This is a genomic window from Brevundimonas sp., from assembly GCF_030704825.1.
Classification (GTDB): domain Bacteria; phylum Pseudomonadota; class Alphaproteobacteria; order Caulobacterales; family Caulobacteraceae; genus Brevundimonas.
On record NZ_JAUYNX010000014.1, the window covers coordinates 105,495 to 127,049 of the forward strand.

Genomic DNA, 21,555 nt, shown 5'->3' on the forward strand with positions numbered 1-21,555 from the left:
AAAACGGCCCCGGCGAGCGATCGCCGGGGCCGTCGTCATCTGGCCGCAGCCTACCAGATCCGGGCGCGGGCCTCCGGAGCCAGATACTGTTCGTCGCCCGGCTGGACTCCGAACGCCGCGTACCAGGCGTCGATATTGCGCGGCGGTACGGCGGCCCGGTACTGGGCCGGCGAATGCGGATCGACCGTCACCTGCTGGCGCAACGCCTCGTCGCGCGAATTCTCGCGCCACACCTGGGCCCAGCCCAGGAAGACCCGCTGGTCGCCGGTCAGGCCGTTGAGCACCGGCGCCTCGGCCCCGTTCAGCGACAGGTGGTAGGCGTCGAGCGCCAGCAGCAGGCCGCCCAGGTCGGCGATGTTCTCGCCCATGGTCAGGTCGCCGTTGACGTGGGTTCCCTCGAACGGGCTCAGGGCCGAATACTGCGCCCCCAGCGCCCGGGCGCGCTCCTCGAACCTGGCGGCGTCCTCGGCCGTCCACCAGTCGCGCAGCACGCCGTCGCCGTCGACCTTGCGGCCCTGGTCGTCGAACCCGTGGGTGATCTCGTGGCCGATCACCGCGCCGATGCCGCCGTAGTTGACGGCAGGATCGGCGTTCGGATCGAAGAAGGGCGCCTGCAGGATGGCGGCCGGGAAGACGATCTCGTTGCGCGGCGGGTTGTAGTAGGCGTTCACCGTCTGGGGCGTCATGCCCCACTCCAGCGGATCGACCGGCTTGTTGACCTTGCCCAGGCTGTAAGCCCATTCGAATGCCGCCGAACGCTCGACGTTGCCGTACAGGTCGCCCTCGACCAGCCGCAGGCCGTCGTAGTCGCGCCACTTCTCGGGGTAGCCGATCTTCACGCCGAAGCGGCTCATCTTGTAGAGCGCCTGCTGACGGGTTTCGGGGCCCATCCAGTCGAGCGCCTCGATCCGCGCGGTCATGGCGCGGCGTAGATTGGCGACCAGGGCCTCCATCCGGGCCTTGGACTCCGCCGGGAAATGCCGCGCGACATATTCGCGGCCCAGCACCTCGCCGAGCGAGCCGTCGACCAAGGTCACGCCGCGTTTCCACCGGGGCCGGTTCTCGGGCTGGCCGTTGAGCGCCTTGCCGTAGAAGTCGAAGCGGGCGTCGACGAAGGCCTGGGACAGATAGGGCGAGGCCTGGTCGACGATGTGGAAGGCCTGCCAGGACTGGAGCGTCCCGACCGGGGTTTCGGCGAACACCCGCGCCATGCCCGGGAAGGCGGTGTCGTTGGCGTTGATGAGGCGGTTCGCGTCCGCGACGCCGGCGGCGCCGGCCCACGCCGTCCAGTCGAAGCCGGGAGCCTGGGCGGTCAGGTCGGCGACGGTGGTGGGCTTGTAGCCGGCCTCGATGTCGCGGTTCTGGACCTGGGTCCAGTGCTGCTCGGCGATCCGGGTCTCGAAGGCGATGATGTCGGCCGCGGCCTGTTCGGGCGCCGGCCAGCCAGCCAGCTGCAGCGCCTTGACCACATAGACCCGGTAGGCCTCGCGCTGCGGCGCGAAACTCTCTTCCAGATAGTAGTCGCGGTCCGGCATGCCGAGGCCGCCCTGGACGATGTAGGCGCTGTGCAGGTCGGGCTGTTTCAGGTCTTCGGCGATATAGATTCCGAACAGGCTGGAGCCGAAACCGCCCTGGGTGCGCCCCATCAGGGCGGCGATCTCCTCGCGCGTGTCGGCCGCGCGGACCTCAGCCAGATCGGCCTCGAGCGGCGTGGCGCCCAGCCGCTCGACCGTCGCCTCGTCCATGAAGCTGCCGTAGAAGGTCCCGATCCGGGCCGCGTCGGGGCTGGCGGACGGATTTTCAGCGCTCTCCTCGATCAGGGCCTTCAGATTGTCCTGCGAGCGGTCGTAGAGCATGTCGAACACGCCGAAGGACGATTTGTCCGCCGGAATCGGGGTGTTGGCCAGATAAGTCCCGCTGGCGAAACGGTTGAAGTCGGCGCCCGGACGGATCGACGTATCCATGCCTCCGGTGTCGAAACCGAAGGCGCCGATTTCGGCCTGGTCGGTCGCCGGGATCTCGACGATCGGAGGGGCGGTCTGGGCCTGGACCGCGCCGGCCGCGAGCAGAAGGACCGCGCCGGCGGCGCAGGCCATGAGATTGAGTCTGAGCATTGGAGCCCCCGTTTGAATTTCGGCGGCAAGCTGCCTCAGGCGTTCGCGGCTGTCGCCGGAAAAGGCGGGAGATTACGAACTTCTAATCCAGCGTCCGGCAGAAGTCGGCCAGAACCCGCGGGTAGAGGGCGTGCTCGCTCGCCAGCACCCGTTGCGCCAGCGAGGCCGGGGTGTCGTCGGCCAGTACCGGAACGGCGCCCTGGCCCAGAAGCGGTCCGTCGTCCAGACCCTCCGCAACCAGATGCACCGAACAGCCCGCCTCGGCGTCGCCGGCGGCGATGGCGCGGGCGTGGGTGTCCAGCCCCGGATATTTCGGCAGCAGGCTGGGATGGATGTTCAGCATCCGTCCCGCCCAACGGCCGACCAGAAAGGGCGTCAGCAGCCGCATATAGCCGGCGAGGGCCACGACCTGGACGCCATGGGTTTCCAGCACCTTCTGGATGGCCTGTTCGTGCGCCGTCCGGTCGGCGCCGAAGGGGGCGTGCGCGACGACGGCCGTGGCGACGCCCTTGGCCCGGGCGACGGCCAGACCGCCGGCGTCCGCCTTGTTCGACAGCGCCAGGACCACCTCGAACGGCGCCCCGTCCTGGAGGCCGGCGTCGATCAGCGCCGCCATGTTCGATCCGGCCCCGGAGATCAGGACGGCCACGCGGGTGCGGCCGGTGCGCGAGTCCGGCATCAGTTCGCCGTGCGAGGGGCCGGGTCGCCGACCGATACGAACGAACCGGCCGGTCCCGGGAAGACGACCGGGCTCTCATAGCCGTCTTCGGAGACCGCCGAGACGCCGAAGAAGAAGTCGTCGATGACGATGCCCGGCAGGACCAGCTCCGTGGCCGATCCGGCCCAGCGGCTGCGGGTCCACTGCGGCGCGGTGGTCGAACGCCACCAGACGCGATAGCCGGCCGCGGCGGGGACGGCCTGCCATTTGATCGTGGTGTCCGGCTTGACCGCGCCTTCGATGGTCACGCCCAGGGGGCTGGCGGGAGCGTTGGCCAGGGCGGCCATGGCGACGATGTTGAGCCGCGCGACCTGGGCCAGATAGTCGAAGTCCACGCCCTCGAGGGTGTCGCCGTACTCAACGCCGTTCTCGGTGCGCAGGTCCTGGTGCTGGCGGTCGTAATTCTCCGCCCCTTCCGAGATGCGGACGGCCGGGAAGCCGTGGCGCAACATCTCGACCTGGTCGCCCCCCCGGCCGTAGCGGTCGGTGCGATAGATCATCTCGACGTCGAAATTGGCCAGATACTGATCGGCGACATTGTCGATGAAGCGGGCGAGGTTGCGCGACGAGGAATCGACATCGCCGCCGTTGTAGCGCCGGCGTTCTTCCTGGGCTTCGGTCTCGACCGTCTTGGTGCCTTCCGAGAAGACGCGGACGCGGGTGGTGTCGCGAACCCCCGACTGGCCCTCGGAATTGCCGACGATGTCGTTGTTCAGATTGGCCTCGACCCGCCAGCCCTGGGCCTGGGCGTAGTCGGCCAGGATCTTGCCGCCAAGCAGCCCCTGTTCCTCGCCGGACAGGGCGGCGAATACGAGCGTGGCGTCGAATTTGTGCTTTGAGAGAACCCGCGCGGCTTCGAGAACCGCGGCGACGCCCGAGGCGTCGTCATTGGCCCCTGGCGCGTCGGCGGTGAAGTTCATCACATCGGTGACGCGCGAATCGATGTGGCCGGAGATGATGATGACCCGGTTCGGATCGCCCCCCTCTTCAACAGATCGGCCGCGCTGGATGGCGACGATGTCGACCACCTCGGTCGGTGTGGGCACGCGCGGACCGGTGACGGTGTCCGAGGGCGTGACGACGGTCAGGCAGCCGCCGCAGTCGCGGCTGATGGCCTCGAACTGTCCCTGGGCCCAGCGCCGCGCGGCGCCGATGCCGCGCGTGTCCGATCGGGTCTCCGACAGGGTGTGACGGGTGCCGAAGCCGACCAGGGCCTGGATGTCGGCGCGCATCCGGTCCGGCTGGACGTCGCCGGCCAGCCGGTGCAGCAGCGCCTGCTCCTGGACCGGGGTCTGGGCCGCCACAGCCGATGTGGAAACCAGCAGCAGTCCGGCCAGGGCGACGGAAATCAGGCGCATCGGCGACCTCGCTTGCGGGAAAGGCGCGGACCTTGCCGGGCGGCCCCTTCCGGGTCAACGGCGCAGGGTCAGGCCGCTTCGAGCTGTCCGCAGACGAAGGCCACTTCGCCGACGTTGAGCAGGGCCTCGAGGACGGGCTCCGCGTTCTCCGGCGCGACGATCAGGATGAAGCCGACGCCGCAGTTGAAGGTGCGGCGCAGTTCGTGATCCGAAACGCCGCCGACCTCGCCCAGCCACTGGAAGACGTGCGGCACGGGCCAGGCGTCCCAGTCGAAGCTGGCCCGCAGGCCCTCGGCGATGCAGCGGGGCGGGTTTTCGATCAGGCCGCCGCCCGTGATGTGGGCCGCGCCCTTGATCAGTCCGGCCTTCATCAGCGGCAGGACCGGTTTCACATAGATGCGGGTCGGCTCCATCAGCGCCTGGGCCAGGGTGCGGTCCCTGGCGAAGGGGGCGTCGTCGCCCCACGACAGGCCGGACTTCTCGACCACCTTGCGGATCAGCGAATAGCCGTTCGAGTGCGGACCTGAAGAGGCGAGGCCGATGACGATGTCGCCCGCCGCCTGGCGGTCCAGATACGGCAGGGCGTGGCCGCGCTCGACCGCGCCCAGGGAGAAGCCGGCCAGATCGTAGTCGCCGCCCTGGTACATGCCGGGCATTTCGGCCGTCTCGCCGCCGACCAGGGCGCAGCCGGCCTGACGGCAACCCTCGGCGATCCCGGCGACGACGCGCCTGGCGGCGTCGATCTCGAGCTTGCCGGTGGCGTAGTAGTCGAGGAACAGCAGGGGCTCGGCGCCCTGGGCCAGCAGATCGTTGACGCACATGGCCACCAGATCGATTCCGACGCCGTCATGCCGCCCGGTCTCGATGGCGATCTTCAGCTTGGTGCCGACGCCGTCGGTGGTGGCGACGATCAGCGGGTCCTCGAATCCGGCCGCCTTGAGGTCGAACAGGGCTCCGAATCCGCCCAGCGAGGCCTCCGCGCCGGGACGGCGGGTCGATTTCGCCAGCGGCTTGATGGCGTCCACCAGCATTTCACCGGCGTCGATATCCACCCCGGCGTCGGCGTAGGTGAGCCCGTTGCGCAGCGGATCGGGGGTGTCGCTCATCGGTCACGGGCCTGAATCAGTGGGCGGAATTCCGCGGCGGGTCTTGCCACAACCGCATCGCGCGGGGCTATAGCATCCGAATGACGCCGATCACCACCACCGAGGCGCTTCGCGCATTCTGCGAACGCCTGGCCGACCAGCCCTTCATCACCGTCGACACCGAGTTCATGCGGGAGACGACCTACTGGCCGCGCCTGTGCCTGATCCAGGCCGCGTCGGCCACCGACGCCGCCATCATCGACCCGATGGCCGAGGGGCTGGACCTGGAGCCCTTCCTCGACCTGCTGCGCGATCCGAAGATCATCAAGGTCTTCCACGCCGCGCGTCAGGACACGGAAATCTTCGTCAAACTGGGCGCCATGCCCAGGCCGATGTTCGACACCCAGGTGGCCGCCATGGCCGCCGGCTTCGGCGATCAGGTCTCGTATGAGGCGCTGGTGCGCCAGATGCTGCGCCAGGAGGTCGACAAGGGCAGCCGCTTCACCGACTGGGCCCGCCGGCCGCTGTCCGACGCCCAGCTGGTCTATGCGCTGGGGGACGTGACCCATCTGGCCGCCCTCTATCCCAAGCTGCGCGACCGGCTGCAGAAGGAACGCCGCCTCGACTGGGTCATGGCCGAGATGGAGGATCTGACCGATCCGGCCCTGTACGACACCGATCCGGAAAAGGCGTGGAAGCGTCTGAAGCCCAAGAAATTCTCGGCCAAATACCTGTCCGCCTTCGTCGCCACCGCCGTCTGGCGGGAGCGGACGGCCCAGGACCGCGACCAGCCGCGGGGCCGCATCCTCAAGGACGAGGCCATCGACGAGATCGCGGCCCAGGGCCCGACCGACCCCGACGCCTTCAACCGCCTGCGTTCCGTGCCCAAGGGGTTTGGCGCCTCGCGCCTGGGCGTCGAGCTGTCGGCCGAGCTGAAGCGCGTGCTGGCTGACCCCGAGGCCCATGCGCCCAAGCTGGAACGCCCGGCCCACAACCAGCCGGCCCCGCCCTCGGTGGTCGAGCTGCTGAAGGTGCTGCTGAAGGCCAAGAGCGACAACGCCGGGGTGGCGACCAAGCTGCTGGCCAATGTCGCCGACCTCGAGAAGATCGCCCTGGACGACGAGGCCGACGTCGACGCCCTGAAGGGCTGGCGCCGCCAGCTGTTCGGCGAGGACGCGCTGAAGCTGAAGCGCGGCGAGATCGCCCTGGTGCTGAACGGCGCCCGGGTCGAGGTGGTCGAGATCGAATAGTCAGGCGGTCAGGGCGCCGATCTCGCGCGCGAGGTTCGCCCGCGCCTGTTCTTCGAACCGTTCGGCCCAGACCGGATCGGCGAACAGCCGCCCGCTTTCGAGAAAGCGCTTGAGGATCGCGGCGCGTCCGGCCCGATACAACGGCTCGGGGACATGGCCGTACTCGAACCGGATGGCGTCGGCGTAGGCGTCGTACCGCTCGGGCGAGGCGCCGAGGATCGACAGGTCGATCGAGACAAGCCGCGCGCCGATGGCGTCGCCAGCTTCCACGGAATGGCCCGCCGTCAAAAGGATCAGCCGGCTGACTTCGTCGATGAGGGCCCGTTCGGCGCCGATGGCCGACAGTCGTTCGACCGCGAGCCTGGCGCTCTCGGCCTCGTTGTCATGGCGCGTCGCATCGTAGATCGCATCGTGGAACCAGATGGCGGCGTCCATCAGGCTTCGCTGCTCATCCGAAAAGTCCGTCGAGGCCGCGACCTGCGCCAGACAGTCCTCGATGTGGGTCATGGTGTGATAGCGCCGGTGCGGTTCGCCGTAGCGCGCGATCAGCTCATCGCGAACCGCACCGGTGATCACGGTCGTCAGGCCACAGTCGCCTTGACGATCTTGCCCGGGTTGCGGGGGGGCTCGCCCTTGGGCAGGGCGTCGACGTGGTCCATGCCTTCGATGACCTCGCCCCAGACGGTGTACTGGCCGTCGAGGAAGGAGGCGTCGTCCAGGCAGATGAAGAACTGGCTGTTGGCGCTGTTGGGGTCCGAGGTGCGGGCCATGGAGCAGACGCCGCGGGCATGGCGCTCCTTCGAGAACTCGGCCTTCAGGTTCGGCTTGCTCGAGCCCGAGGTGCCGGTGCCGGTCGGATCGCCGCCCTGGGCCATGAAGCCGGGGATGACGCGGTGGAAGACCACGCCGTCGTAGAAGCCCTCGCTGGCCAGTTCGGTGATGCGGGCCACGTGGCCGGGGGCCAGGTCGGGGCGCAGCTTGATGACCACGTCGCCCTGGTCGGCGCCGCTGTCGAGGGTGAAGGTCAGGGTCTGGTCGGCCATCGGCGCGCTCCTTGTGAATTGTCGCGGGTGCATAGCCCGCAAACCCGCCGGGGGCTATGTGGATGCGATGAGCGACGAAGAAAAGCCTGTCGAACGCCGACGGATGGTGCGGCCGCCCTCGGGCGGGACCGCCGCCGGCCGCGGCATGGGCACCAAGATGAAGACGGCGGACACCAAGTCGATGTCCAGCCAGCAATGGATCAAACGCCAGCTGTCCGACAAATGGTCCGAGCGCGCCCGCGCCGAAGGCTGGCGCAGCCGCGCGGCGTTCAAGTTGCTGGGGATCGACGATCGCTTCCACCTGATCAGACACGGCAGCCGGGTCATCGACCTGGGCGCGGCGCCCGGCGGCTGGGCCCAGGTGGCGGTCAAGCGCGGCGCGGCGGCGGTGGTCGGCGTCGACCTGCTGCCGGTGGAGCCCGTGCCCGGCGCGATCATGATCCAGGCGGACTTCACCCATCCGGGCGTCGATCAGCAGATGATCGACCTGCTGGGCGGCCCGCCCGATCTGGTCCTGTCCGACATGGCCCACAACACCGTCGGCCATCGCCAGACCGACCACCTGAAGATCATCGCCCTGATCGAGATCGCCGCCGACTTCGCCCTGCGCACCCTGAAGCCGGGCGGGCATTTCGTGTCGAAGAATTTCCAGGGCGGCGACGCCGGCGGCGTGCTGGCGCGGTTGCGCGCCGGGTTCGAGACGGTGAAATACGTCAAGCCGGAGTCGAGCCGGAAGGACAGCGCCGAGGTCTTTCTCGTGGCGATGAACAAGCGGTAGCGGTCAGGCTGACGCCATCTCCGCCGCCCGCTTCGCCTTGCGCGCCTCGATCCGCGTCCAGATGCGGTCGTGCAGGGTGAAGAAGACCGTCTGCACCAGCGGCTCGATGATGCCGATGGCCAGGGAGACGCGCCAGTCGCGGGTCAGGGCGAAGGCGACGGTCACCGCCACCACGAAATGCATCACCCCGTAGGTGACGGACTTGAGCGCGATCTGGCTGAGCGAGCGGGGCAGGGCGTGGCTGTGGCCGTGATGGCCGTGGGCGCGGGTCTGCTCCTCGGGGACCATGATCTGCAGGCGGGCGGTGAAGGCCTCCGAAGCCTCCTCGAGCCCGGACAGGGTCCGCCGCCGCTCGATCCGGTGCCAGACGCGGTCGTGGATCGAATAGGCGATGGTCTGGAAGAAGGGCTCGACCACCCCGACCGCCAGCGCCAGCCGCCAGTCGCGGGTGATGGCGAAGGCCACCAGGATGGCGACCACCAGGTGCATCACGCCATAGCTCGCGATCTTGAGCGCGAGGCGGCGGGCGGTGCTGATGAGCATCTGAACCATGCGTCTCCCAGATGTGGGGCCGGCGCCGCAACGGCAAGCCAATTGTTCCTATCGTCGCGATAAGCGCGACCGGCCCTTGCGGTTCCATGCCCGTCACCGCTATACGCGGCCCGCAAAACGGAGACTCCTCATGGAGATACGCGAAGGGCTCACCTTCGACGATGTTTTGCTGGAACCCGGCCCGTCAGAGATCATGCCCGCCGACGCGGATGTCTCGACGAAGCTCACCCGCGACATCAGGCTGAACATCCCGCTGACCTCGTCCGCCATGGACACGGTCACCGAAAGCCGGCTGGCCATCGCCATGGCCCAGGCCGGCGGTCTGGGCGTCCTTCACCGCAACATGACGGTCGAGGAACAGGCCGATCAGGTCCGGGAGGTGAAGCGCTACGAAAGCGGCATGGTCATCAATCCGGTGACCATCACCCCGCAGACCACGCTCGGCGAAATCCGCGCCATCGTGGCCAAGAAGAAGATCTCGGGCTTTCCGGTGGTCGATCCCGTCAGCGGCAAGCTGGTCGGCATCCTGACCAACCGCGACATGCGATTCGACACCGACCCGAACCGCAAGGCCGTCGAGCTGATGACCACGGGCGACCTGGTCACCGTGCGCGAGGGCGCGGGACGCGACGAGGCTCGGGCCCTGCTGCGCGACCGCAAGATCGAACGCGTCATCGTCGTCGACGAGGACTATCGCGCCACCGGCCTGATCACGATGAAGGACATCGAGAAGGCCCAGGCCCATCCCCACGCCGCCAAGGACGATCAGGGCCGGCTGCTGGTCGGGGCCGCCTCGACCGTCGGCGACGCGGGCTACGAGCGGGCCATGGCGCTGGCCGAGGCGGGCGTGGACGTGGTGGTCATCGACACCGCCCACGGCCATTCGATCCAGGTGTCGCGCGTGGTCGAGCGGATCAAGCGCGAATCCAACCGCATCCAGATCATCGCCGGCAATGTCGCCACCTATGAGGCCGCGCGCGCCCTGATCGACGCGGGCGCCGACGCCGTGAAGGTCGGCATCGGCCCGGGCAGCATCTGCACCACCCGCATCGTCGCCGGCGTCGGCGTGCCCCAGCTGACGGCCATCATGGAAGCCGTCCGCGCCGCGAAGGATTCTGGCGCGCCGGTCATCGCCGACGGCGGCATCAAATATTCGGGCGATCTAGCCAAGGCCATCGCGGCCGGCGCCTCGGTCGCCATGATGGGCTCGATGTTTGCGGGGACGGACGAAAGCCCCGGCGAGGTCTTCCTGTACCAGGGCCGGTCCTACAAGTCGTACCGGGGCATGGGCTCGGTCGGGGCCATGGGCGCGGGCTCGGCCGACCGCTATTTCCAGAAGGAAGTCGAGGACACCCGGAAGCTGGTGCCCGAGGGCATCGAGGGCCAGACGCCGTACAAGGGGCCGATCGCCCCGGTGTTGCACCAGATGGTCGGCGGCCTGCGCGCCGCCATGGGCTATGTCGGGGCGGCCAGCATCGCCGACTTCCAGCAGCGGGCGCGTTTCGTGCGCATCACCGGCGCCGGCCTGCGCGAGAGCCACGTCCACGACGTGATGATCACGCGCGAGGCGCCGAACTATCGGCAGGGATGAGCGGGGAGGTTCAAGCCATGGATATGACGCCTGAATTCATCGTCCTGGCCTTCACCCTGATGCTGGCGATCGTCCAGATCGGCTGGGCCGCCTCGGCGCGGACGGCCGAACTGGGGCTGAAGTGGAACGCGGGGCCGCGCGACGGCGAGGCGCCGCCGCCGGGCCGGCTGGCCGGCCGGCTGATCCGCGCCCAGGCCAATCTGTTCGAGACCCTGCCGATCTTCGCCGCCGCCGTGATCATGGCGCATATCGCCGGTAAGGACGGCCAGCTGACCCTGATCGGAACGCACCTCTATTTCTTCGGCCGCCTGATCTACCTGCCGCTCTACGCCTTTGGCGTCCCCTATATCCGCTCGCTGGTCTGGACGGTCGCCGCTTTCGGCCTCGTCCTCGTCATCGCCGCCCTGTTCATCTGAAAGCCCAAGTGACCCCAGCCGCCCGTCTCGCCGCCGCCGCCTCCGTCCTGGACAGCATCGCCCAGGGCCGCGCCCCGGCCGAGGTCGTGATCAAGGCCTGGGGCGCCGCCAACCGCTATGCCGGGTCCAAGGACCGTCGCGCCGTCGCCGAGCGGGTCTATCAGGTGCTGCGCGCGCGCGGCCGGCTGGTCGCCGCCATGGGCGGACGCGAGGACGGGCGGGCGCTGGTGGTCGGGGCTCTGGCCTTCCTCGACAGACTGTCGCTGGAAGAAATCGAGGCGCTGCACTCCGGCGAAGGCTACGGCCCGCGTCCGCTGTCGAAACAGGAGCGGGCCCGGATCGCGGCGGGGGAGGGCGATCTGCCCGGAACCGCCACCGATCTGCCGGCCTTCGTGGTCAAGGACCTGAAGGCGACCTTCGGCGACCGTTGGAGCGAGGAGGCCGCCGGGCTGATGGCGCGGGCGCCGGTCGATCTGCGGGTCAACACCGCGAAGACCACGATTGAGGCCGCTCGCGCCGAGCTGAAGGCGACCGGCCTGACCCCGGAGCCCACGCCCTGGTCCGCCGCGGGCCTGCGTCTGCCGTCCGAGCCCGCGCCGAACGTCCAGGCGCTGGACGCCTTCAACGCCGGCCGGATCGAGATCCAGGACGAGGGCAGCCAGCTGACTGCCTGGCTGGCCGGGGCGGGCCTGTCGTTCACGCCCGAGACCATCGTCGTCGACTATTGCGCCGGCGGCGGCGGCAAGACGCTGGCGCTGGCGGTGCAGGGCCTGCCCGCCGCCGATCCGTCGCGGGTGGCCGCGCCCAGCCCCGCCGGCTGGTCGCCGACCGGAGCGGACGAACTGGCGGCCGCGAAGGCCGCGCCGCGGACCGAGCCGATGCGGCTGATCGCCTGCGACGTGGTGCAGAAGCGGCTCGACAACATCCGGCCGCGTCTCGCCCGCGCCGGCGTCGCCGCCGACCTGCGGCTGATCGGCCAGAACGGCGGCGGGGTGGAGGAGTTCAACGGCAAGGCCGACCTGGTCTTCGTCGACGCCCCCTGCAGCGGCTCGGGCGCCTGGCGTCGCCGGCCCGAGGACGCCTGGCGGCTCAAGGCCGACGAGATTGAGCGGCTGCACGCCCTGCAACTGCGCATCCTGGTCCAGGCCGCGGCGCTGGTGAAGCCGGGCGGGCGACTGGTCTACGTCACCTGCTCGATCCTGAGCCGGGAGAATGAGGCCGTGGCCGACGCCTTCGAGGCCGCGAACAGCGGCTTCCGCCCGCTGCCGGTCGCCGACGTGCTGGCCGCCGATACGCTGACCGACGCCGCGCGGACCCGTCTGGCCGAGGCCGCCTCGGGCGGACGCCTGCGCCTGTCGCCGGCTTCGACCGGCACGGACGGCTTCTTCGTGGCCCTCTACGAGCGGCGGGCGTGAGCCGGGACTGGACCCTTTCCCGCTTCGGTCCGAAGACCGCCCTTTGCGTCATGGCCGCCGCGCCCGAATACGGCCCGGCGCTGCGGTCGCGCATCCGCCCCCTGATCACCGGGGTCGGCCCGGTCGAGGCCGCCGTCGGCGTGGCCCATGCGCTCGAGAGTCTGAGGGCCGAAGACGCCCTGCCGGACGTGGTTGTCTCGCTCGGCTCGGCCGGCTCGCGCACCCTTGAACACGCCCGCGTCTACCGGGTGACCGGGGTCAGCTACCGCGACATGGACGCCAGCGCCCTGGGCTTTCCGAAGGGCGAGACGCCGTTCCCGCGCCTGCCCGCCATCCTGCCCCTGACCGACGGACCCGCCGCCCTGCCGACGGCCCGGCTGGCCAGCGGGGCCAGTGTCGTCTCGGGCGCCGGCTATGACGCCGTCGACGCCGATATGGTCGATATGGAGACCTTCGCCGTGGTCCGCGCCGCCGCCCGCTTCGGCGTGCCTGTGATCGGCCTGCGCGGGGTCTCGGACGGCCGCAGCGACCTGACCGAACTGTCCCACTGGACCGACGCCCTCGCCGAGATCGACCTCCGGCTGGCCGAGGCCCTTGACCTGTTGCATGACCATTTCACGCCTGTTCTCACGGAGCCCGCATGACCGCCCCCGCTGATCACCAGAAGGTCCTGATCATCGACTTCGGCAGCCAGGTGACGCAGCTGATCGCGCGGCGCCTGCGCGAGGCCAACGTCTATTGCGAGATCCATCCCTACGCCAGGGCCGAGGCCGCCATGGCCGCCATGAAGCCGCAGGCGATCATCCTGTCGGGCGGGCCCGAAAGCGTCCACGAGGAGGGCAGTCCGCGCGCCCCGCAGGCGGTGTTCGAGGCCGGCGTGCCGGTGCTGGGCATCTGCTACGGCGAGATGACCATGTGCGAACAGCTGGGCGGCAAGGTCGAGGGCGGCCATCACCGCGAGTTCGGCCGCGCGGAGATCACCGTCGAGAAGACCTCGCCCCTGCTGGCCGACCTGGCGCCCGTCGGCGGGGACGAGACGGTCTGGATGAGCCACGGGGACAAGATCGTCGCCATCCCCGCCGGGTTCGACGTCGTCGCCTCCTCACCCGGCTCGCCCTACGCCGTGATCGCCGACGAGACCCGCCGCTTCTACGGCGTCCAGTTCCACCCGGAGGTGATGCACACGCCTCGCGGCGCAACGATGCTGAGGAATTTCACGCATGGGATCGCCGGTCTGAGCGGCGACTGGACCATGGCCGCCTATCGCGACGAGCAGATCGCCAGGATCCGCGAACAGGTCGGCGATGCGAAGGTCATCTGCGGCCTGTCCGGCGGGGTGGATTCCTCGGTGGCGGCGGTGCTGATCCACGAGGCCATCGGCGACCAGCTGACCTGCGTCTTCGTCGACACCGGCCTGCTGCGCAAGGACGAGGCCGAACAGGTCACCACCCTGTTCCGGGAGCACTACAACATCCCGCTGGTGCACGTTGATGCGTCGAAGGAATTTCTCGGAGAATTGGCCGGCGTCTCGGATCCCGAGACCAAGCGCAAGATCATCGGCCGGGTCTTCATCGAGGTGTTCGACCGTGAGGCCCACAGGATCGAGGGCGCCGAATTCCTCGCCCAAGGCACCCTTTATCCCGACGTGATCGAGAGCGTCTCGGCCTCGAGCGGCAAGGCCCACGTCATCAAGAGCCATCACAACGTCGGCGGCCTTCCGGACTTCATGAAGCTGAAGCTGGTCGAACCGCTGCGCGAGCTGTTCAAGGACGAGGTCCGCGCCCTCGGCCGCGAGCTGGGCCTGACCGACGCCTTCGTGGGCCGCCACCCCTTCCCGGGGCCGGGCCTGGCCATCCGCATCCCCGGCGAGATCACCCCGGAGGCCGTGGCGACCCTGCAGGAGGCCGACGCCATCTATCTCGATGAGATCCGCAAGGCCGGCCTCTACGACCAGATCTGGCAGGCCTTCGCCGTCCTGCTGCCGGTGAAGACCGTCGGGGTCATGGGCGACGCCCGCACCTATGAGAAGGTGCTGGCCCTGCGGGCGGTGACCTCCACCGACGGCATGACCGCCGACTTTTTCGAATTCCCGTGGGACGTCCTCGGCCGGACGGCGACCCGCATCGTCAACGAGGTGCGGGGGGTCAACCGCGTCGTCTACGACGTGACGTCCAAGCCACCGGGAACGATCGAGTGGGAGTAGGGCTCGGGCATGCGGGTGCGCCCTCTGGCGAGGGGCTTTCGTTGATGACAGGGCGACATTAGCGGTCGGGGCCGAGCCATACGATCCCGCAACTTTACGGTAGTAGGTTGGCGGTCTGACGCCGCTTCTGACTCGATTCAGCGGTTGGCGAAGTCCGCTTCCGCATGCTCGACGCCGCCCGACGACTGTTTGGTTCCGCGATCGGTGCGGGGCCGAAGAACGCTGCCTGGCCACAGCAATAGTCGAGCGGACGCATTGACCCCGACCGCAGCCAGGTGATGATGGCTGGTCACGCGCGCCTGGCCGGTTTCGTCCAGGCGACGACGACCGAGAGACCGCCAAGCGCCGAGCGGGTGAGCGTGAGGACGCCACCGGATGCCTCCACCAGCGAGTGCGCGATGGCCATGCCGAGTCCGTGGCCCCCATCCTGTTGATCCAGGCGCACGCCGCGGGCCAGCGGGTTATAACCACTGTCGCTCGGAATACCCGGCCCGTCGTCATCGACGAAAAGTGTCAGGGCATCGTGCCCGGGCAGGCCGCGGATCATGACCTGCCGCCGTGCAAACCGGACGGCGTTTTCGATCAGGGGGCCGAGCAGTTCGACGAGATCTTCGCGCGCCATCGGAAGCCGGAAACCGGCGGGAACCTGATTGGTGAAGGCGACCACTTCCCCGCGGTCGGTTTGCTCCAGGACCCCGATCAGCGCCTCGACGATGTCCCGGACGTCGGCGTCCATTCCCGGGGCGGTGGCGGCGATGCGGCTTCGCGCCAACTCGGCTTCGGTGGTCGTGGTCAGGGCGGCGATAGCCCGGTCGAGGCCGTCGGCCACCTCCGGCTGCCCGGCTTCCCGGACGCGCCGGGCCAGGGCCTTCAGGGCGGCGAGCGGAGTCTTGAGGCCGTGCGCCAGATCCGAGCCGCGCGCGCGGGCGCGCGTCAGCTCGACCTCGCGCGCCTCGGCCAGCTGGTTGATCGCCTCGGCCAGCGGGCGCAGTTCGTCCAGTTCGACATCGGCCACCCGGGCCGACGAACTGGACCTGAGCCCGGCGACTTGCGCGCGGATGCTCGCGAGCGGTTGGAGTCCGAGTTGCACCTGCAGCCAAGCGGCGGCGATCAGGAAGAGCCAGAGGGCGGCGAGGAAGACCGCCAGTTCGCGGCCGAACTCGGCCTGGGCCGAGGCGATGCCGGCGGCGTCCTGGGCCAGCTGGATGACCGCTCCCGGGCCGGACGGATCGGGCCTGACCAGCCGCTCCAGGAGGACGATGTCCTGGTCGAACGGGCCGGCGTCGCGCCGGAGTCTCCATTCGTCGACCGGCGTCGCTATCGGAGGCGGCAGGCTTTCGTCCCAGAGCGAGCGTGAGCGCCATGTCGCGCCCCTATTGGTGACCTGCCAGTAGAAGCCGCTCGCCGGAATGGCCAGCCGGGGATCGGTGAGGGGGTCGGTCATGGTCATCGTCCCGTCGGCGGCGGTCTCGAGCGCGGCGGCGAGACGCGAGGCGTCACCGGTCAGCTCGACGACCAGCCGGCGGTCCAGGTGGCGCTCGAACAACAGGCTCATCAGCAGCCAGGCGACCACCAAGGCGACGAGGGTGGCGAGGCCCGCGCCGAGCAGCAGCCGCAGGCGGAGCGACCGGCGGATCATGCGCTGGCTTCCAGCAGATACCCAAAGCCCCGCCGCGTGGTGATCAGGTCGGCGCCGAACTTGCGGCGCAGGCGGGCGACGATCGCCTCGATGGCGTTGGCGTCCCCCGTCTCGGACGCGCCATAGAGGTGCTCCGCCAGCTCTCCGGCCGAGACCACCCGGCCGGGCTGGTGGGCGAGGCAGTCGAGGAGGCGGAACTCCAGCGGCGACAGGCGGGTCGGGGATCCGGCGAAGGAGGCGGTCATCCGGCTGGTGTCGAGGCGCAACTGGCCGACCACGACCACGCTGGAAAGCCGCCCGGCCTGCCGGCGGACGAGACCCCGCAGGCGGGCCACCAGTTCGCCCATTTCGAACGGCTTGGCCAGATAGTCGTCGGCGCCGGCCTCGATGCCTTCGACCTTCTCGGTCCAGTCGGCGCGGGCGGACACGATCAGCACCGGAAACGACCTTCCGGCGGCCCGCCAGCGGCGCAACACTGAAATCCCGTCGAGACGGGGCAGGCCAAGGTCCAGGACCGCCGCCGAATAATCCTCGACGTCTCCGGCGTACCAGGCGGCGTCGCCGTCGGCCGCCACGTCGACCACAAAGCCGGCCGCCTCGAGCGCCCGCTTCAGGTCGGCCTGGATATCGGGGTCGTCCTCGACGACGAGACAGCGCATTCAGTCGTCCTCGATCTCCAGAATCGCGCCGTCGCGGGCATTGAGCTTGACCTCCCGGACCCGGCCCGTCGAGGTCAGAACCTTGACCTCGTAGCGCCAGCGGTTGTCCTTGCGCTCCAGCTCCACATCGATGACGTCGCCCGGCACCCGCGCCGCCACGATCGACAGGATGCGCGCCAGAGGCAGGATCTCGCCACGCCGAAGGGCTTCGCGCGCCGCGACGTGATCGTCCTCGTCGGGAGAGTCAGCGTAGGCCGGGGCGGTCGGGACGAACGACAGCAGGGCGGCGATGGCGGCGAGCGCCATCAGCGGGCGTGAGGACGAATGGGTCATGCGCCGACCATGCCCGGGCTTCGCTGACATTTCCCTGACATCGGGTTCGGGCCAGGTGTCAGGACGCCCCCGCTAAGGCTGTCGCACAAACCGGGGGCGAGCATGGCGACAGGCGAAACAATGCGAGGGGGCATGCTGGTCCTGGGCGCGACGCTGGGCCTGCTGGGCGGCGTCGCCGGGCCGGGCGTCGCGTCGGCGCAGACAGCCACGCCCGGCGTGACGGCCTACGATCCCGAAGCGTTCGCCGACAGCGCGCCGGCGACCGCCGCCGACATGTTGCGGCGCGTCCCGGGCTTCACCGTCATCGAGGCCGACACGGACCTACGCGGCTACGCCGGGGCCTTGGGCAATGTGCTGATCGACGGCGTCCGGCCCCCCAGCAAGCGGGAAGACATCGATGATCTGCTGGCGCGCATTCCGGCCCGATCGGTGGAGCGGATCGAACTGATCCGGGGCGGCGCGCCGGGCGTCGACATGGTCGGCTATCCGGTGCTGGCCAATGTGGTGCGCCGCCCGTCGGCGGCGGCGCAATGGTCGGTGGAGGGCGGGCTGGTTGCGGCGAACGGCTGGGCGGCGGCGGCGGGGCAGGCCGTGTACGCCCGCGGGTGGGGCGACGCCGCGCTGGAACTGTCGCTGAAGGTCGAGCCCGAGCTTGACGACGACAGCGGAGCCGGCCGCATCCGGACCTTCGCTCCCGACGGGTCGCTTGCGGCAGCGGCGGCGTTCGACACGCGGGCCCTGGAACGGGCGATAGAGGCAGGGTCGGTGTTCCGTGGACCACTCGCGGGCGGCGAGTTGACGGCTACGCTCGCGCTGCGCCGCCAGGATATCGAGGCGGACGTCGCTGTTCGCGGCGCCGATGCGGGGATGGTCTCGGAGCGAGAGACGTTCGACGAGAACGAGCTCAGTGCGAGGTATGCGCGAGCGCTGGGGCAGCGCACGCGGCTTGAGGTCTTGGCCAGCCAGCAACTGGGCCGGCTGGACGCCTTCGAACGGTCGGAGGAGGGCTCGGGCGATCTCGAGACCTTCGTCGAACGGACCGAAACCGGCGAGAGCCTGGGCCGGATCGAGCTCGTCCACGAGCGGACCGGGACGTTCTCGGTCACGGCGGCGCTGGAGGGGGCGTTCAACTTTCTCGAAAGCGCGGCGCGGCTGGAGGAGAACGGGACCGCCGTCGATCTGCCGGGGTCCGACGTACGCATCGAGGAACGGCGCGCCGAAAGCTCGCTCGCGGCCGTCTGGAAGGTCGCACCCGGCTGGCGGGTCGAGGGCGGCCTGCGAGTCGAGACCTCGGCTATCAGCCAGACGGGAGACTCGGCCCTGGAACGGCGCTTCACCTACGCCAAGCCTCGGGCCGCCATCACCCGCGACATCGGCGAGCATGATCAGCTGCGCATCTCGATGTCGCGCGAGGTGGGACAGCTGGATTTCGGCGACTTCGTCGCCTCGGCCTCACTCGAGCAGGGGCAGGTCACCGCCGGGAACGCCGAACTCGAGCCCGACCAGATCTGGCGGCTGGCCGTTGGCTGGGAGCATCGCTTCGCTTTGGACGCGGTGATGACCCTGACCTGGACCCACGATGAGATCGAGGACGTCGTCGATCGGCTGCTGGTCGTGACGCCGGACGAGGTCTTCGACGCGCCGGGGAATATCGGCGATGGGCGGAGGGACACGTTCGCGGCCGAGCTGGACGCGCCGCTCGACCGCTTCGGCGTCGCCGGCGGTCTGTTGCGGGGGGCGGTGCTGTGGCGGACCAGCGAGGTGACCGACCCGGTCACCGGTGAACGCCGGCGCATCTCCGATGAAAATCCCGTCGAGGCGTCGATCGCCTTCACCCAAGACGTCCCGGCGTGGCGCCTCAACTGGGGCCTCGCCGTGGAGCACATCGGCGAGCGCTCGGTCGAATACCGGTTCGACGAGGTGACGCGGGAATCCGAGGCGGCCGGGTGGACGCTTCATGTTGAACGGCGCATCGGCGACCGCTGGCGGCTGCGCGCCGAGGCGACCGACCTGTTCGGCCGCGACTTCGAACAAACCCGCGAAAGCTATGACGGCCCCCGCTCCGCCTCGGCGCTGGAGGAGATCGAGCAGCGGAGCCGGCGCAGCCCGGGCTACGTCAGTCTGACGCTCCGTCATAGTATGGGCGGTTAGGCCATCCGGGGGTGGGATCGTAGCCGTAATAGCCGCCGCCGCGCCTGAATCGCTCAAGCCGCTGCAGTTCCTTCGGATCGGCCTTGGCGTCCCAGGTCCGGACGCCGTTGACCAGATCGGCCGGGGTCAGGACCAGCGGGTCCCAGACCGGTTCGCCGAGCACGTCATGCAGGGTGTAGGTCAGGGTCGGCGTGGGCCCGGTCATGTCGAACCGAATCACCCCCACATTGACGCTGCGGGTCCAGGAGTCGCGGATGCGCACCTCGGGCGTCTGCCGGAGGTTTCTCACTGCCGGCATCTGGGCCAGCGGCGAGGAGCAGAAGTCGTAGATGTCGTAACCGCCGCGCTCTGACCACGGGATGCAGTTCAGCTCGCCCATGTGGCTGTCGCCGGAGATGCAGACCACGCCGCCGATGCCCTCGTCGCGGATGAAGTCGAAGATCTCGTTCCGCTCGGTTAGGAAGACGCCCCAGCTGTCGCCGCCGTCCTCGTTCTCGGCTGAGGACCAGCCGCCGCCCGCGGCCAGAATCTTGAACGGCGCCCGGCTGGCTTTCAGCTCGCGCTTCAGCCACGCCTTTTGCGCCGCGCCCAGCATGGTCTTGGAGGCGTCGTCGGTCTTGGTGGTTTCGTCCCGATGATAGCGGCCGTCGAGAACGAAGAAGTCGACGCCGCCGTACGACTGCTTGAAGTAGACCCCGGGATTGTCCGGCTCGCCATAGGATGGGTTGGCCCAGAAGTTCCGGAACACCTTCAGGGCGCTGGCCTTGTAGGGGCTGTGGCCGTCGGAGTCGTTGTAGCCGAAGTCATGGTCGTCCCATGTGGCGATCTGCGGCGTCGATCGCAGCAGCGGCTCAAGACGCTCCACGACCCGCTGACGGCCGTAAAGGTCGGCCAGGATCGCGGGTTCGTCGCTGTCGCCGTAGATGTTGTCGCCGAGCCAGATGAACAGGTCCGGCTCGATGGCGCGCACGGCGTTCCAGATGCGCTGGTCCGGGTCGAACTGGATGCGGCAGCACGAGCCGAAGGCGACACGGAAATCGGCGGGTCCGGCCGGGGCGGTTCGCGTGCGGTAGGGAAGGGGTTGGTGCCGGTCCGGCTCGCCCGCGAACCGCAGACGGTACCAGTAGTCGGTGTCGGGCTGCAGGCCCTCGGCCTTCAGCACCACGCAGCAGTCGTCGTCAGTCGAGGCGATGGCGCGACCGCCGGTCAGGACGGTGCGGAAATCCTGGTCGAGGGCGTATTCGAGGACCACCTCGAAGGCCCCGCTGGCGCGGACCCAGACCGTGAAGTAGTCCGGTCCGGGGGCGCCGATCATCGGACCCTGGATGGCGCGAGGATAGCCGAGCACCTGGGCCAGGGCGCGCTGGCTTGAGGCAACGATCGCCGCCAGTGAAACACCGCCGAGGAAGGCGCGCCGACCGAGTTTCATGCCGGCGTCTCCGCAAGGGCCTGGTTGAGGTGGCCGATCAGCCGGTCGTGGATGAGGCCATTGGTCACGCAGACGTTGCCCTTGTGCACATCGAATGACGCGCCGGTGACCTGAGAGACGCGCCCGCCTGCCTCGGTGACCAGCATGGCCCCGGGAGCCATGTCCCAGGCGCTGGTGCAGCGCTCCCAGTAGGCGTCCCAGCGTCCGGCGGCGGTCCAGGCCAGATCGACGGCGGCGGAGCCGGTGCGGCGGATGCCGGCCACATGCGACGTCAGCAGCGCCATCTCGCGGGCGAACACCGGATGGTCGGGCTTGCCGGCGAAGGGGATGCCGCAGCCGAGCAGGCATTCGTCGAGGCGATCGCGCCGGGAGACGTGGATGCGCTGGCCGTTCAGCCAGGCGCCCTTGCCCTCCTCGGCCACGTACAACTCGTTCAGGACCGGAATGTAGGTGACGCCGGCGACCACCTTGCCTTCCCTCGCCAGGGCCACGTTCACGCCCCAGAGAGGGCAGGCGAACAGGAAGTTGGTGGTGCCATCCAGGGGATCGACGATCCAGCACTGCGCGTCATCGGTTCCGCCGACGGCGCCCCCTTCCTCGCCGAGGAAGGCGTAGGATGGACGGGCGCGGGCGAGGATGGAACGCGTGGTCTGTTCCGCCTCCTCGTCCGCGATCGATACCATGTCCGAGGGCCCGGCCTTGGAGCGGATGGCGAGGTCGGCGAGCCGGCCGAAATGTCGCTCCAGACCGTCGCCCGCCGCTTTCGCGGCCTCGATCATGGCCTTCAGGTCGTCCGAGGGTGAGAGCAAGGCGGAATGTCC

At 69.4% G+C, this 21,555-nt stretch carries 20 protein-coding genes; 8 read left to right on the forward strand and 12 right to left on the reverse strand.

Going from position 1 to position 21,555, the window contains the following annotated elements; all coding sequences use genetic code 11:
* Positions 1-50: 50 nt before the first annotated feature.
* The 4 genes from Q8Q71_RS06115 to purM form a co-directional block, all read right to left on the reverse strand.
* The gene (locus tag Q8Q71_RS06115) at positions 51-2,114 is read right to left on the reverse strand and encodes a M13 family metallopeptidase (RefSeq protein ID WP_305758740.1); all 2,064 of its coding nucleotides are present in this window, start codon (positions 2,112-2,114) and stop codon (positions 51-53) included.
* 82 nt (positions 2,115-2,196) lie between these two features.
* Positions 2,197-2,793, reverse strand: coding sequence for a phosphoribosylglycinamide formyltransferase (purN, locus tag Q8Q71_RS06120; protein ID WP_305758741.1), 597 nt, complete (start codon positions 2,791-2,793; stop codon positions 2,197-2,199).
* Positions 2,793-4,190: a M20/M25/M40 family metallo-hydrolase gene (locus Q8Q71_RS06125; RefSeq protein ID WP_305758742.1), complete on the reverse strand. Its 1,398-nt coding sequence runs from the start codon at positions 4,188-4,190 to the stop codon at positions 2,793-2,795. Before Q8Q71_RS06125 ends, purN begins: the two co-directional genes overlap by 1 nt.
* A gap of 68 nt (positions 4,191-4,258) precedes the next feature.
* Positions 4,259-5,296 carry a phosphoribosylformylglycinamidine cyclo-ligase gene (gene purM, locus Q8Q71_RS06130; RefSeq protein WP_305758743.1) on the reverse strand — a complete coding sequence of 346 codons (1,038 nt, stop codon included), beginning with the start codon at positions 5,294-5,296 and terminating at the stop codon, positions 4,259-4,261.
* Between the two features lie 80 nt (positions 5,297-5,376).
* On the opposite strand from purM, the gene rnd reads away from it, so the two are divergent.
* Positions 5,377-6,525, forward strand: coding sequence for a ribonuclease D (gene rnd, locus Q8Q71_RS06135; RefSeq protein WP_305758744.1), 1,149 nt, complete (start codon positions 5,377-5,379; stop codon positions 6,523-6,525).
* Here the strand turns inward: rnd and Q8Q71_RS06140 are convergent, their stop codons facing one another.
* Together Q8Q71_RS06140 and Q8Q71_RS06145 are read right to left on the reverse strand one after the other, a co-directional pair.
* Positions 6,526-7,101 carry a phosphohydrolase gene (locus Q8Q71_RS06140; protein ID WP_305758745.1) on the reverse strand — a complete coding sequence of 192 codons (576 nt, stop codon included), beginning with the start codon at positions 7,099-7,101 and terminating at the stop codon, positions 6,526-6,528.
* Positions 7,102-7,106: 5 nt separating this feature from the next.
* On the reverse strand, positions 7,107-7,568 hold the full coding sequence (locus Q8Q71_RS06145) for a peptidylprolyl isomerase (RefSeq protein ID WP_371315930.1): 462 nt from the start codon (positions 7,566-7,568) through the stop codon (positions 7,107-7,109).
* A 67-nt stretch (positions 7,569-7,635) separates the two neighbouring features.
* Here Q8Q71_RS06145 and Q8Q71_RS06150 point away from each other — a divergent pair, with 67 nt between their 5' ends.
* The gene (locus Q8Q71_RS06150; protein ID WP_305758747.1) at positions 7,636-8,346 is read left to right on the forward strand and encodes an RlmE family RNA methyltransferase; all 711 of its coding nucleotides are present in this window, start codon (positions 7,636-7,638) and stop codon (positions 8,344-8,346) included.
* A 3-nt stretch (positions 8,347-8,349) separates the two neighbouring features.
* Here Q8Q71_RS06150 and Q8Q71_RS06155 read toward each other — a convergent pair whose 3' ends face one another.
* Positions 8,350-8,889 (reverse strand): DUF2061 domain-containing protein, encoded by a 540-nt coding sequence (locus Q8Q71_RS06155; protein WP_305758748.1) that lies wholly within the window; start codon positions 8,887-8,889, stop codon positions 8,350-8,352.
* A 139-nt stretch (positions 8,890-9,028) separates the two neighbouring features.
* On the opposite strand from Q8Q71_RS06155, the gene guaB reads away from it, so the two are divergent.
* From guaB to guaA, 5 genes are read left to right on the forward strand one after another with little or no spacing between them, the layout of a single operon-like run.
* Positions 9,029-10,489, forward strand: a complete 1,461-nt coding sequence (guaB, locus tag Q8Q71_RS06160; protein ID WP_305758749.1) for an IMP dehydrogenase — start codon at positions 9,029-9,031, stop codon at positions 10,487-10,489.
* A gap of 17 nt (positions 10,490-10,506) precedes the next feature.
* Entirely contained in the window at positions 10,507-10,905 is a 399-nt protein-coding gene (locus Q8Q71_RS06165; RefSeq protein ID WP_305758750.1) for an MAPEG family protein, read from the forward strand.
* An 8-nt stretch (positions 10,906-10,913) separates the two neighbouring features.
* Complete coding sequence (locus Q8Q71_RS06170) at positions 10,914-12,320, forward strand: RsmB/NOP family class I SAM-dependent RNA methyltransferase (RefSeq protein ID WP_305758751.1); 1,407 nt, start codon at positions 10,914-10,916, stop codon at positions 12,318-12,320.
* Positions 12,317-12,964 carry a 5'-methylthioadenosine/S-adenosylhomocysteine nucleosidase gene (locus tag Q8Q71_RS06175; RefSeq protein WP_305758752.1) on the forward strand — a complete coding sequence of 216 codons (648 nt, stop codon included), beginning with the start codon at positions 12,317-12,319 and terminating at the stop codon, positions 12,962-12,964. Before Q8Q71_RS06170 ends, Q8Q71_RS06175 begins: the two co-directional genes overlap by 4 nt.
* Positions 12,961-14,523, forward strand: coding sequence for a glutamine-hydrolyzing GMP synthase (gene guaA, locus Q8Q71_RS06180; RefSeq protein ID WP_305758753.1), 1,563 nt, complete (start codon positions 12,961-12,963; stop codon positions 14,521-14,523). Before Q8Q71_RS06175 ends, guaA begins: the two co-directional genes overlap by 4 nt.
* A 289-nt stretch (positions 14,524-14,812) precedes the next feature.
* Here guaA and Q8Q71_RS06185 read toward each other — a convergent pair whose 3' ends face one another.
* From Q8Q71_RS06185 to Q8Q71_RS06195, 3 genes are read right to left on the reverse strand one after another with little or no spacing between them, the layout of a single operon-like run.
* Positions 14,813-16,162, reverse strand: coding sequence for a sensor histidine kinase (locus Q8Q71_RS06185; RefSeq protein WP_305758754.1), 1,350 nt, complete (start codon positions 16,160-16,162; stop codon positions 14,813-14,815).
* Positions 16,159-16,821, reverse strand: a complete 663-nt coding sequence (locus Q8Q71_RS06190) for a response regulator transcription factor (RefSeq protein ID WP_305758755.1) — start codon at positions 16,819-16,821, stop codon at positions 16,159-16,161. The genes Q8Q71_RS06185 and Q8Q71_RS06190 overlap by 4 nt, the downstream gene beginning before the upstream one ends.
* Positions 16,822-17,154, reverse strand: coding sequence for a PepSY domain-containing protein (locus Q8Q71_RS06195; RefSeq protein WP_305758756.1), 333 nt, complete (start codon positions 17,152-17,154; stop codon positions 16,822-16,824).
* A gap of 132 nt (positions 17,155-17,286) precedes the next feature.
* On the opposite strand from Q8Q71_RS06195, the gene Q8Q71_RS06200 reads away from it, so the two are divergent.
* Complete coding sequence (locus tag Q8Q71_RS06200; RefSeq protein WP_305758757.1) at positions 17,287-19,305, forward strand: TonB-dependent siderophore receptor; 2,019 nt, start codon at positions 17,287-17,289, stop codon at positions 19,303-19,305.
* Here the strand turns inward: Q8Q71_RS06200 and Q8Q71_RS06205 are convergent.
* Entirely contained in the window at positions 19,271-20,734 is a 1,464-nt protein-coding gene (locus Q8Q71_RS06205; protein ID WP_305758758.1) for an alkaline phosphatase, read from the reverse strand. The two genes, Q8Q71_RS06200 and Q8Q71_RS06205, sit on opposite strands and share 35 nt — an antisense overlap.
* A complete protein-coding gene (locus Q8Q71_RS06210; protein ID WP_305758759.1) occupies positions 20,731-21,543 on the reverse strand; it encodes an inositol monophosphatase family protein in 813 nt (270 codons plus the stop codon). The genes Q8Q71_RS06205 and Q8Q71_RS06210 overlap by 4 nt, the downstream gene beginning before the upstream one ends.
* Positions 21,544-21,555 lie beyond the last annotated feature (12 nt).